General features: G+C 72.4%; 10 protein-coding genes. 5 read left to right on the top strand and 5 right to left on the bottom strand.

From position 1 onward, the window contains the following. Positions 1-46 precede the first annotated feature (46 nt). From ABS735_RS08750 to ABS735_RS08740, 3 genes are all read left to right on the top strand, one after another. Complete coding sequence (locus ABS735_RS08750; RefSeq protein ID WP_373902306.1) at positions 47-742, top strand: SDR family NAD(P)-dependent oxidoreductase; 696 nt, start codon at positions 47-49, stop codon at positions 740-742. After that, complete coding sequence (locus ABS735_RS08745) at positions 742-1,866, top strand: S-adenosylmethionine:tRNA ribosyltransferase-isomerase (protein WP_373902305.1); 1,125 nt, start codon at positions 742-744, stop codon at positions 1,864-1,866. Before ABS735_RS08750 ends, ABS735_RS08745 begins: the two co-directional genes overlap by 1 nt. Before the next feature lie 353 nt (positions 1,867-2,219). Further along, the gene (locus ABS735_RS08740) at positions 2,220-2,936 is read left to right on the top strand and encodes a transglycosylase SLT domain-containing protein (protein ID WP_373902304.1); all 717 of its coding nucleotides are present in this window, start codon (positions 2,220-2,222) and stop codon (positions 2,934-2,936) included. 124 nt (positions 2,937-3,060) lie between these two features. Here ABS735_RS08740 and ABS735_RS08735 read toward each other — a convergent pair whose 3' ends face one another. Further along, positions 3,061-5,682, bottom strand: coding sequence for an ABC transporter ATP-binding protein/permease (locus ABS735_RS08735; RefSeq protein WP_373902303.1), 2,622 nt, complete (start codon positions 5,680-5,682; stop codon positions 3,061-3,063). A 240-nt stretch (positions 5,683-5,922) separates the two neighbouring features. Between ABS735_RS08735 and ABS735_RS08730 the strand changes: the two genes are divergently transcribed. Further along, positions 5,923-7,968 carry a streptophobe family protein gene (locus ABS735_RS08730; RefSeq protein WP_373902302.1) on the top strand — a complete coding sequence of 682 codons (2,046 nt, stop codon included), beginning with the start codon at positions 5,923-5,925 and terminating at the stop codon, positions 7,966-7,968. Between the two features lie 380 nt (positions 7,969-8,348). Then, positions 8,349-9,593 (top strand): phosphoserine phosphatase SerB, encoded by a 1,245-nt coding sequence (gene serB / locus ABS735_RS08725; protein ID WP_373902301.1) that lies wholly within the window; start codon positions 8,349-8,351, stop codon positions 9,591-9,593. 165 nt (positions 9,594-9,758) lie between these two features. Here serB and ABS735_RS08720 read toward each other — a convergent pair whose 3' ends face one another. The 4 genes from ABS735_RS08720 to ABS735_RS08705 form a co-directional block, all read right to left on the bottom strand. Next, positions 9,759-10,277, bottom strand: a complete 519-nt coding sequence (locus ABS735_RS08720) for a SixA phosphatase family protein (RefSeq protein ID WP_373902299.1) — start codon at positions 10,275-10,277, stop codon at positions 9,759-9,761. A gap of 93 nt (positions 10,278-10,370) precedes the next feature. Further along, on the bottom strand, positions 10,371-10,577 hold the full coding sequence (locus ABS735_RS08715) for a hypothetical protein (protein WP_373902297.1): 207 nt from the start codon (positions 10,575-10,577) through the stop codon (positions 10,371-10,373). A gap of 179 nt (positions 10,578-10,756) precedes the next feature. Further along, positions 10,757-10,873: an SGM_5486 family transporter-associated protein gene (locus tag ABS735_RS08710; protein ID WP_373902296.1), complete on the bottom strand. Its 117-nt coding sequence runs from the start codon at positions 10,871-10,873 to the stop codon at positions 10,757-10,759. 121 nt (positions 10,874-10,994) lie between these two features. Beyond that, entirely contained in the window at positions 10,995-12,266 is a 1,272-nt protein-coding gene (locus ABS735_RS08705; RefSeq protein ID WP_373902336.1) for a CynX/NimT family MFS transporter, read from the bottom strand. Positions 12,267-12,279 lie beyond the last annotated feature (13 nt).

Raw genomic sequence — 12,279 nt, 5'->3', positions numbered from 1 at the left:
CACGCCGGCCGAACGGACGGCGGGGACGACGAAGGGGACGTGTGTCATGCCGGTTGCGATCATCACGGGGGCGTCGAAGGGGCTGGGCCGGGCCCTCGCCGAGGCCCTGGCGGCACGTGGGTGGGACCTGGTGCTGGACGCCAGGAATCCCGAGGTGCTCAAGGAGACGGCGACGGCGCTGGAGGCATACGGCACGCGCGTGACGGCGTTGCCCGGCGACGTCACCGACTCCTGGCACCGGACGGCGCTGGTCACGGAGGCCCGCGGACTGGGCGGCGTGGATCTGCTGGTCAGCAACGCGAGCGCGCTGGGCGCCGAGCCGCTGGTGCGGCTGGAGGAGCTGCCTCTGGACGGACTGCGGCGGGCCCTGGAGGTGAACGTCGTGGCCGCGCTGGGCCTGCTCCGGGAGGCGCTGCCGTTGCTGCGTACGGCCCCTGCGGGCGCGGTGGTGACGGTCAGCTCGGACGCGGCCGCCGAGGCGTACGAGACGTGGGGCGGCTACGGGGCGTCCAAGGCAGCCCTGGACCAGCTGGCGGCGGTACTGGGTGCCGAGGAGCCTGGGCTGCGGGTGTGGGCGGTCGACCCGGGGGACATGGCCACGGACCTGTATGCCGCGGCCGTACCGGACGACGACGATCCGCGGCCGGATCCGGTGAGCGTCGTGCCGGCGCTGCTGCGGCTGCTGGACGAACGGCCGGCGAGCGGGCGCTACGGGGCTCCGGCGCTGCTGGAGGCGCGGTGATGTCGTCGCTGGCGATGAGGGTTCCGGAGGAGTTGTCGGCCCGGGTGCCGGTGGAGCAGCGGGGGCCGGGCCTGGACCGGGACGGCGTACGGCTGCTGGTGTCGCGCGGCACCGAGGTGTCGCACCACGCGTTCGGGGAGCTGCCGGGGCTGCTGCGGGCCGGTGATCTGCTGGTGGTCAACACGTCTCCCACGCTGGCCGCCGCCGTGGACGGCCGGGTCGGGCACGCGCGCGTGGTGGTGCATTTCTCCACGCGCGGGGACGACGGCCGGTGGGCGGTGGAGCTGCGGGTACCGGACGGGAGGGGCACCACGCGCGCGCGTGCGGAAGCAGCGCGTGCGGAAGCAGGGGGACGCGGGGCGTTTTCTCCGGCTCCTTCGGCTCCTTCGGCTCCTTCGACGGCCGGTGGCCCGGCGGGGACGAAGGTGCGGCTGCCGGGCGGTGCGCGGCTGGTGCTGGAGGAGCCGCTGAGTGCGCGCGGGGAGCGGTTGTGGTGGGCGCGGGTGTCGCGGGCCGAGGTGCCCGCGCTGCTGCGGGAGCACGGGCGGCCGATCCGTTACTCCTACACGGAGCGCGACCAGCCGCTGTCCGTCTACCAGACGGTGTTCGCGTTGCCTTCCGGGGACGGGACGGGCAGTGCGGAGATGCCGAGCGCGGCGCGGCCCTTCACGGCGCGGCTGGTGGCGGAGCTGGTGAGCCGTGGGGTGCAGTTCGCGCCGGTGACGCTGCACACGGGGGTCGCGTCGGCGGAGTCGCACGAGCCGCCGTACCCGGAGCGGTTCGCCGTGCCGGAGGCGTCGGCGCGGCTGATCAACGCCGTGCGCGCCGGTGACGGGCGGGTGGTGGCGGTGGGGACGACGGCCGTACGGGCCGTGGAGTCGGCGGCCGGTGCCGACGGGGTCGTACGGGCGCGGGCCGGGTGGACCGATCTGGTGGTGACTCCGGAGCGCGGGGTGCGGGTGGTGGAGGGGCTGCTGACGGGGCTGCACGAGCCCGAGGCCTCGCATCTGCTGATGCTGGAGGCGGTGGCGGGGCGGGCGGCGATCGACCGCGGGTACGACGCGGCGGTGCGGGGGCGCTACCTGTGGCACGAGTTCGGGGACGTCCATCTCCTCCTGCCGTAGGAGAGCGTCGCCAATCCACTCACACATCGCATTGCTTCAGCAACCAAAAGTGAGAACGGCGGGGGGCCGATGTGAGCCCGCGCATAGGGCGCACGTCACGTACGAAGGGGAGTAGGAGAACGACTCGTCCGTTTTGAGCGGGGCAGATGGTCCAATCTGCCCCGCTTTGCCGTTCCCTGATCCACTATCCCGGATCGTAGGTCACACCTTTGCCTCCGGATTTTGCGGTCGCTAAGAATTGCACTCGTCGCTCAGCGCCGTGGGTTCTCCCCCGCGGCGTTTGTGCCGGAAGCACCAACTGTCCCCACCGGACGAGAGCGACCTCCGCGCTATTCGAAGAGGTCTATCCCGCCATGCTCAAGAACATCCTTCCCCGTGGTCGCAGTCGTTCCCTGAACCGCACGCACAAGATCGCGATCGCCGGTGTCGGCACGCTCGGCGCCGCCGCCGTCGCCTTCACCGCCGTCCCGGCCAGCGGTCAGACGACCACGAGCGAGGCCGCTCCCACGGCCAAGGTGGCGTACAGCACCAAGCAGATCCAGGACGTCCACGCCGGTGTCACCGGCCAGCTCGCCGGCGCGAGCCAGAAGGTCTCCGCCATCGAGGCCAAGAAGGAGGCGGCCGCCAAGAAGGCGACCGCCGAGAAGAAGGCGGCTGCCGAGAAGGCCGCCGCCAAGCGTGAGGCGAAGGAGACCACCAGCCGGTCCGCCAAGCGCACCGAGGTCAAGAAGGCCGCGCCGAAGTCCTACCCGAACAACCTCGACGGCTGGATCCGCGAGGCCCGGGCCATCCTGGCCAAGCACGACATCCCGGGTACCTACGACGGCATCCACCGCAACATCATGCGGGAGTCGTCCGGCAACCCGAAGGCCATCAACGACTGGGACATCAACGCCATCAACGGCATCCCGTCGAAGGGCCTGCTCCAGGTCATCCCGCCGACGTTCAAGGCGTACCACGTGCCCGGTACCTCCTGGAACATCTACGACCCGGTCGCCAACATCGCCGCCGCGTGCAACTACGCCGCGGACAAGTACGGCACCATGGACAACGTCGACAGCGCGTACTGAGGTCGGCGCGGACCTCTTCACGACGTCGCCGACGCCGCACCGTACGCCGAAGGGCGGCACCCTCCTGACGGGGTGCCGCCCTTCGGGGCGTTGGGGCGGGGCTTCGGGCCCGCCGGACCTCGACCTACTTGCGCATGACCTCGGGCTCGTGCCGGCGCAGGAAGCGGGCGACGAAGAAGCCGCAGATCACACCGAGGACGATCAGTGCGGCCATGTCCAGGCCCCAGGCGCCCACGGTGTGCTCCCACAGCGGGTCGGCCTCGGCCCCCTTCTCGGGCGGGCTGATCTTGTTGAAGTCCAGCGTGGCACCGGCCGCCGCGACCGCCCAGCGCGAGGGCATCAGGTACGAGAACTGGTTGACGCCGACCGCGCCGTTCAGGGCGAAGAGGCAGCCGGTGAAGACGACCTGGATGATCGCGAACATCACCAGCAGCGGCATGGTCTTCTCGGCGGTCTTCACCAGCGAGGAGATGATCAGGCCGAACATCATCGAGGTGAAGCCCAGCGCCATGATCGGCAGGGACAGCTCGACCAGCGTCGCCCCGCCCAGGACCAGTCCCTCGTCGGGGATCTCGCGGGTGGCGAAGCCGATCACACCGACCAGGAGACCCTGGAACACCGTGATCATGCCGAGCACGAAGACCTTGGACATCAGGTACGCGGACCGGGACAGGCCGGTCGCGCGTTCCCGCTCGTAGATCACCCGTTCCTTGATCAGCTCACGGACCGAGTTCGCGGCGCCGGCGAAGCAGGCGCCGACCGCGAGGATCAGCAGGACCGTGGTGGCGGTGCCGTTGGGAATGATCCGGCCGGTCTGCGGGTTGGCGGGGTTGGGCAGCAGGCCCTTGTCCGCGTCGATGAGCAGGCTCACCGCGCCCAGCACGGCCGGCAGGATCACCATCAGGGCCAGGAAGCCCTTGTCGGAGGCGATCACCGACACGTAGCGCCGCACCAGCGTCACGAACTGGGACATCCAGCCCTGCGGCTTCGGCGGCTTCATCGCCTGCATCGGCGGGACCTGTACGGACTGCGGCGCGACGGCGTCGAGGTCCGCGGCGTACATCTGGTAGTGCTGCGAGCCCTTCCAGCGGCCCGCCCAGTCGTAGTCGCGGTAGTTCTCGAAGGCGGAGAAGACGTCGGCCCAGGTGTCGTAGCCGAAGAAGTTCAGCGCCTCCTCCGGCGGGCCGAAGTAGGCCACGGAACCGCCCGGCGCCATCACCAGCAGCTTGTCGCAGGTCGCCAGCTCGGCCACCGAGTGGGTGACGACGAGGACGGTGCGCCCGTCGTCGGCGAGGCCGCGCAGCAGCTGCATCACGTCACGGTCCATGCCCGGGTCGAGGCCGGAGGTCGGCTCGTCCAGGAAGATCAGCGACGGCTTGGTGAGCAGCTCCAGGGCGACGGACACACGCTTGCGCTGACCGCCGGACAGGGACGTGACCTTCTTGTCCTTGTGGATGTCCAGCTTCAGCTCGCGCAGCACTTCGTCGATGCGGGCGTCGCGCTCGGCGGCCGTGGTGTCGGCCGGGAAGCGGAGCTTGGCCGCGTACTTGAGCGCCTTCTTGACGGTCAGCTCCTTGTGCAGGATGTCGTCCTGCGGGACCAGACCGATGCGCTGGCGCAGCTCGGCGAACTGCTTGTACAGGTTCCGGTTGTCGTAGAGGACCTCGCCCTGGTCGGCGGGCCGGTATCCGGTGAGCGCCTTGAGCAGGGTCGACTTGCCGGATCCCGACGGACCGATGACCGCGATCAGCGACTTCTCGGGCACGCCGAAGGAGACGTCCTTGAGGATCTGCTTGCCGCCGTCGACCGTGACGGTCAGGTGACGGGCGGAGAAGGAGACCTCACCGGTGTCGACGAACTCCTCGAGCCGGTCGCCGACGATCTGGAACGTCGAGTGGCCGACACCGACGATGTCGGTCGGGCCGAGCAGCTGGGTGCCGCCCTTGGGGATCGGCTGGCCGTTGACGTACGTGCCGTTGTGCGAGCCCAGGTCGCGGATCTCCATGCGCCCGTCGGGCGTGGCGTGGAACTCCGCGTGGTTGCGGGAGACCTGCAGGTCGGAGACGACCAGGTCGTTCTCCAGGGCGCGGCCGATGCGCATCACGCGGCCGAGCGAGAACTGGTGGAACGTGGTCGGGCTGCGGTCCCCGTAGACCGGTGGCGCCCCCGCCGCGCCGCCGGGTCCCTGCTGCTGGGGGAAGTGCGGCGCGGCCTGCTGGGGCTGCGGCGCGGCCTGCTGCGGCTGCTGCTGCCAGCCGGCCTGCTGGCCCTGGTGCGGCTGGTGCGGCTGGTGCGGCTGGTGCGGCTGCCCGTGCTGCGGGACCTGCTGCGGCGGGGCCTGCTGCTGGAGCGGCTCCTGCGCCGGCGGTGCCTGCTGGGCCCAGCCCGCGTTCGCGCCCTGCGCCGCGTACGGCTGCTGCTGCGGCTGGGCCTGCGGCGTGCCGGCCGGGGACTGCGCGCCGGTCAGACTCACGCGCGGGCCGTCGGTCGCGTTGCCCAGGTTCAGCACCGTGCCGACGCCGAGCTCCATCTGCTGGACCCGCTGACCGTGCACGAACGTGCCGTTGGTGCTGCCGTGATCATCGACCACCCAACTGCGGCCGTTGAAACTGATCGTGGCATGCCGCCAGGAGACCCTGGCATCGTCGAAAACAAGCTCCCCCTGCGGATCGCGTCCTAGCGCGTATGACCGGGACGGATCGAGCGTCCAGGTCCGTCCATTGGATTCCAGTACGAGTTCCGGCACTCCATGCCCCACTGAGTTGTCCCCCGATGTGCTCCCGTCGCGGGGAGTCTAGGGATGTCGAACATCGTGGGGAACTATTTCAGGCTCGCCCCCCTGACCGAAAGTCGGGCCTTGTGAAAACTGCGTAGGCGCCCATCGGCCGTTCCCGTTGACGGGGTTGAAACCTGCCCGGAGAGTGGTATTCCACGCGAGGGGGACATGCGCGGCAACCTGACCGCGCAGCGGATCGGGGGGTCTGCCATGAGCGCGTCCGCAAGCGTCAAAACCGAGGGCTGCGGCACCCGTGTGCCGTGGGGCGACGTACTGCTGTCCGCGATCGCCTCCGTGAGCTGGGCGTTGATCGGCATGGCGGGGACGGCGGCGCTCGGCCTGCGTCTGCTGGACGCGGACGCGGCGGGCTCGCTGGGGCCGATGACCGCGGCGGTCGTGGCACTCGGGGCGGGTGGTTCGGTCACGCCGGCCGGTGATGTGTCCGCGTTCGGACTGAAAGGGGCCGAGGCGCACACGGCCATCGAGATCACGCCACTGGGAGTGAGCCTGGTCGGCGCGCTGTTCCTGTCGTTCTTCTTCCTGCGCTCCCTGCGGGCGGCCGGAGTTGTCGTCTCCCCCGCCGAACTCCTCGCGCGGGCGGGCGCGGTGCTCGCTCTTTTCGTGGCGATGACGGGCGGGCTGGCGTGGGCGGGCCACGACGTCATCACGATCGACGGCGCCTCGCTCGGACTCGACGACCTGCCCGGCGGGGGTGACGGCGGTGGTGGCGGCGGGCTGGAGATTCCGGGGCTCGGTGACGTGGGCGACATCGGCGGGCTGCTGCCCGACCGGATCGGTGACCTCGTCGACGCCCGGGCCGCCGTCGGGTTCACCGTCGACACCGCGCCGACGTTGCTGGGCGGTCTCGTCTGGTCCGCCGGGGTGCTGCTGATCGCGTTGCTCGCCTCGCGCCGCACTCCGCTGCCGCGTGGGTGCGAGGTCGTGCACCGGGTGGTGCGGCCGGCCGTGTCCGCCCTGGTCACGGTGGCGCTGACGGCGGTGGCGGCCGGTTGCGCGGCGGCGGCCTACGCGGCGATCGGCGACGACCATCCCCGGCGGATCGCGGGAGCCGCGCTGCTGGGCGCGCCCAACGGGGTCTGGCTGGGCATCCCCATCGGCCTGTTCGTGCCGTGGGACGGGCGGGCCACCGGTGCGCTGGCCGGCGTTCTCCCGGCCCCCCTGGACGACCTGCTCGGCTCCGGCGCCGAGGAGCCGGTCACGCTGGGGCGGCTGGCGGAGCTGGACGGGCGGGTGTGGCTGCTGGGGGTGAGCGCGGCACTGATGATGCTGCTGGCCGGAGTGCTGACGGCGGTACGGACGCCCTTCGACACGCGGTCGTCCCTTGCCTTCTGCGGGCGCTGTGCGCTGCGGCTGGGTGTCGCCGGGGCGCTGACGCTGCCGCTGCTGGTCCGGCTCACGGAGGTGTCCGTGGACGCCTCCCTGTCGGTGCTCGGCATCGACGCCTTCGGCGCGGGCCTCGACCTGCGCGGACATCTCGGCGCGGCCGTGCTGCTGGGTGCCGTGTGGGGCGCGGGTGCGGGGGCCGCCGGGGCGCTGCTGGCGCGGGTGAGCGGGGCGGCGGGGGCACGGGCGTCGGGCTTGGCACTCAGTGCCGGGGCGGTGACGGTGGGCGTCGGTGCGGACAGTGCGGTGTACGCGGGGCCGCCCGCGGGACCGTACCGGCCGGGTACGCCGCACCGGCCGCCCGACCCGGGTACCAATCCCTACCTGTGGTCGCGGGAGGGGGCGGCGGGGCCGGGATCCGGCACAGCACCAGGAGCGGGAGAACCCGAAGACGCACGGCCGCGCGAGGCGGGACCGCTGCCGGAGCCCTGCCGTACGCTGCCCGGCTCGCAGCCGCCCGACGGCACGGGGCGGGGGCAGGCGGGCCCGGCGCGTCGGGGAGAGAGGGGAGGGAGTAGCCAGGGCCGTCGGGGCGGTGACCCTGGCCAGTACGGCCACGAGGCAGGACAGGAGCAGGCACGGCAGGGAGGAAGTGGCGCGGCCCGTCCGGACCGTGGCCCTGGCCAGTACGGCCACGAGGCAGGACAGGAGGCCGGCGGGGCGGACCCGCAGGCCGACGAGGACGTGTACGGGGCCCCTACGGTCGCCGGGCCGCTCGCCCCGCCGCCGGGAACGCCGCGACGGCCGCCGCGGCCGGGGGAACGGCCCCCGTCCCGGCCCTGGGGCGAGGGCCCTCCGCCCCCGCCTCCCCCGCCTCCCGCACCACCGCGGCGGCCCCGGGACGGGCAGTGAAGGACTGCCGCGGCCGGGGAGACCATTCCCCTGCCTCCACGCCCGAAGCACGAACGCCGACGCCACACCACGCGGGCGCGCAGACCGCACCACGAACGCCGACGCCACACCGCGCGGGCGCACGGACCGACGCGCGAACGCCGACGCCACACCGCGCGGGCGCGCAGAGGGACCGTGCGGCCGGCTCCGGTCGGCCCACGCGTACGGCCACCGGGGCGGCCGCCCCGGCCCGCTCCACAGCGTCCCCGCACCGAGCACCCCGGCTGCCACCCGTCAGTGCGGCCCCCCGCGCACCACCTCGCTCGCGTCCCCGCACCGGCTGTCCGTCAGGCGGACCTCAGAGGCGGGCGGCACCGGGTGCCGGATACGGTGGGAACACCATGAGCGCTACGCAGACCTCTGACGTTCCCACGCTTCTCGTCAAGATCTTCGGCAAGGACCGGCCGGGCATCACGGCCGGCCTGTTCGACACCCTCGCCGCCTACTCCGTCGATGTCGTCGACATCGAGCAGGTCGTCACCCGTGGCCGGATCGTGCTGTGCGCGCTCGTGACCGAGCCGCCCCGCGGCCTGGAGGGCGATCTCCGGGCGACCGTCCACAGCTGGGCGGAGTCGCTGAAGCTGCAGGCGGAGATCATCTCCGGCATCGGCGACAACCGGCCGCGCGGACTCGGCCGCTCCCTGGTCACGGTGCTGGGGCACCCGCTCACCGCGGAGGCGGCCGCCGCCATAGCGGCCCGGATCACCGAGTCGGGCAGCAACATCGACCGTATCTTCCGGTTGGCCAAGTATCCGGTGACCGCCGTCGAGTTCGCGGTGTCCGGTGTGGAGACCGAGCCGCTGCGTACCACGCTGGCCACCGAGGCGGCGGCACTGGGCGTGGACATCGCGGTCGTCGCGGCGGGGCTGCACCGGCGGGCGCAGCGCCTGGTCGTGATGGACGTGGACTCCACGCTGATCCAGGACGAGGTCATCGAGCTGTTCGCCGCGCACGCCGGCTGCGAGGACAAGGTCGCCGAGGTGACGGCGGCCGCGATGCGCGGGGAGCTGGACTTCGAGCAGTCGCTGCACGCGCGCGTGGCCCTGCTGGCGGGGCTGGACGCCTCGGTGGTGGAGAAGGTGCGCGCCGAGGTGCGGCTGACGCCCGGTGCCCGCACCCTGATCCGCACACTGAAACGGCTCGGCTACCAGGTGGGGGTTGTATCCGGCGGCTTCACCCAGGTCACCGACGCCTTGCAGGAGCAGCTGGGGCTGGACTTCGCGCAGGCCAACACGCTGGAGATCGTCGACGGCAGGCTGACCGGCCGGGTCACCGGAGAGATCGTGGACCGGGCGGGCAAGGCGCGGCTGCTGCGCCGGTTCGCCGCCGAGGCCGGGGTACCGCTGTCGCAGACCGTGGCGATCGGCGACGGCGCCAACGACCTGGACATGCTGAACGCGGCCGGGCTCGGGGTCGCCTTCAACGCCAAGCCGGTGGTACGCGAGGCCGCGCACACGGCGGTGAACGTGCCGTTCCTGGACACGGTGCTGTATCTGCTGGGCATCACCCGCGAGGAGGTGGAGGCCGCGGACACGCTGGACGAGGGTCTCGGCGAGGGCCTCGGTCTGCCCCCCGAGCGGCTCTGACCCGGCGGAACAGCGGAGCGGGACGGGACGGGACGGAGCGGACGGGACGGGACGGGACGGGACGGACGGGCTGGGACGGACGAGCCACCGGAAGCACGGGCGGGTGCCCGGCGCGGCGAGGGCCCGGACCGCGAAGGTGCCGGGCCCCTGTGCCGTGGGTGCGGATCAGTCGGTCGGCGCCCAGTAGTCGACCAGGGCGGCCGTGCCGGGCTCCACGTCCTTCCAGGAACCCGTGAAGGTCAGTACGGCGAAGGCGGCCGTCGGGAAGCCCCGGCGGTTGATCCGCTCACGGACCTCGTCCTCGGCCGAGCCGGCCAGGATCTCGGTCAGTGCCTCCATGCCCGGGTTGTGGCCGATCACCAGCACGTTCCGCAGGTCGTCGGGGGTCTCGTTGAGCACGGCGATCAGCTCGCCGGGCGAGGCCTCGTAGATCCGCTCCTCATAGACGGTTTTCGGCCGGTGCGGGAACTCCTGGACAGCGAGCTTCCAGGTCTCCCGGGTCCGGACCGAGGTGGAGCACAGGGCCTGGTCGAAGGGCACGCCGGTATCCGCCAGCCGACGCCCGGCCTCCGCGGCGTCCATGCGGCCCCGGTCGGCGAGCGGCCGCTCGTGGTCGCTCACCTGTGGCCAGTCGGCTTTCGCATGCCGGAAGAGAACAATCCTGCGGGGTTCTGCGACGCTCATGGCATCCAGCTTCGCATGAAACAGGCCACAGGGCTCTGGGAGTTGACATGCGGATTCACCGCCGGGACGCGCGTGGGAGAGCGCGGTCGGCGCTCAGCGTGCGGTCAGCTGCTCCACCCGCTCCAGCAGGTGGGCGATCGCGGGCTGCTCCGCGGCCGCGTGGGCGTCGGCGGGATTGAGTATGAGCAGGAGCAGCGCGACGAAGGCGAGCACGGGCAGGGCCAGGGCCCACCAGGGCAGCCGGATGTCGACGCCGCCCCGGGTCGCCTGGAGAGGCCGGGTGTGGGTAGGGGCCGACATGAGTGCCTCCGCTGGTCTTCGGGCGTGGTCCGTGCTCCGCGGCCCGCCTGCCGCGGACACATCTCGAAGTTACGGAATCCTCGGGGCCCGGCCCATCCGGAGGTCCACCCACTCGACCCTGACCCTCGCCCCCTAGGGGACGGGGGGTTAACCCCACCCTCCGGTCGACGAGGGCGGCGTCACGGCGAGGCGATCGTCGCGATGACGCCGATGATCACGAAGATCACGAGGAAGGCGCCGAAGACGATCAGCATCTTCTTCTGGCCGTGCTGGGGGTTCGGATCGAGGACTGGCATACGGCAAGTCTCGCATCCCCGGCAGGGACCGCTCCCGGCGGGCCACCGGCCTGCCGGGCCGGCGGGTCGGCCACCGGGACCGACTCGCCGCCCAACGGGACCGACGCGCCGCCCGCCGGGGTCAGCGGGCCGCCTCGTCCTCCACCGTGCGGTCGCGCCCCGCCATGACGCCCACCACGATCTGCGGCACCATCAGCGCGCTCATCAGCGCGATCGGCAGCCCCCAGCCGCCGCTGTGCTGGTAGAGCACGCCCACCAGGAGCGGACCCGGGATGGAGATCAGGTAGCCGGTGCTCTGCGCGAAGGCGGACAGCTGGGCGACGCCCGCTCCCGTCCTGGCCCGCATGCCGACCATGGTCAGCGCGAGCGGGAAGGCGCAGTTGGAGACGCCGAGCAGCAGGGCCCAGGCCCAGGCCCCGCCGACCGGGGCGAAGTACAGACCGGCGTATCCGGCGAGCCCGCACACGCCCAGGACCAGCACGATCGGGCCCTGGTGGGGCAGGCGGGTCGCCACGCGCGGGATGACGAAGGCGAGCGGCACGCCCATCACCATGATGACGGCGAGCAGCAGCCCGGCGGTGCCGGCGGACACGCCCGAGTCACGGAAGATCTGCGCCATCCATCCCATCGTGATGTAGGCGGCGGTGGCCTGGAGGCCGAAGAAGACGGCGAGCGCCCAGGCCGTACGGCTGCGGGTGATCCGCAGCGGGGGCTGCTCGGCGGGCTTCTCGGCGGCCTGCTCGCTCTCCCGCCGCGGCGACGGCGCGGACGACGCGGTGGACGTCGGCGCCTCGCGGTTCCGTACGAAGGGGATCCACGGCACGACGGCCAGCGCCGGCAGCACGGCCCAGACCGCGAGACCGGGCTGCCAGTGACCGCCCAGCGCGTTCGTCACCGGCACCGTCGCCGCGGCGGCGACGGAGGTGCCGACGGCCAGGGCCATCGAGTACAGGCCGGTCATGGAACCGACGCGGTCGGGGAAGTAGCGCTTGACGATGACCGGCATCAGGACGTTGCTGACCGCGATGCCCATCAGCGCCAGGGCGGTGGCGGCCAGGAAGCCGCCCGTGCCGCCGGCGTACGGGCGTATCAGCAGGCCCGCCGTGATGGCGACCATGCCGGCGCAGACCACCGCACCGGGCCCGAAGCGGCGGGCCAGCCGGGGGGCGGTGACCCCGAAGACGGCGAAGCAGAGCGGGGGCACGGAGGTGAGCAGGCCGGCGATGCTGCCGCTCATGCCGAGCCCGTCGCGGACCTCTTCCAGGAGTGCGCCCAGGCTGGTGATGGCGGGGCGCAGGTTCACCGCGGCCAGGACGATGCCGAGGATGAGGAGCCGGGTCGTCCACGTCGTCCACGCGCGCGTGGCGGGCGCCTCGCCGGGTACCTCGCGCATGCCGCCCCCCGCG

The sequence above is a fragment of the Streptomyces sp. MMCC 100 genome (genome assembly GCF_041538145.2).
Taxonomy (GTDB): domain Bacteria; phylum Actinomycetota; class Actinomycetes; order Streptomycetales; family Streptomycetaceae; genus Streptomyces.
Note: the sequence above shows the minus strand (reverse complement) of the source record. Positions and strands in the feature narration are given on the sequence as shown.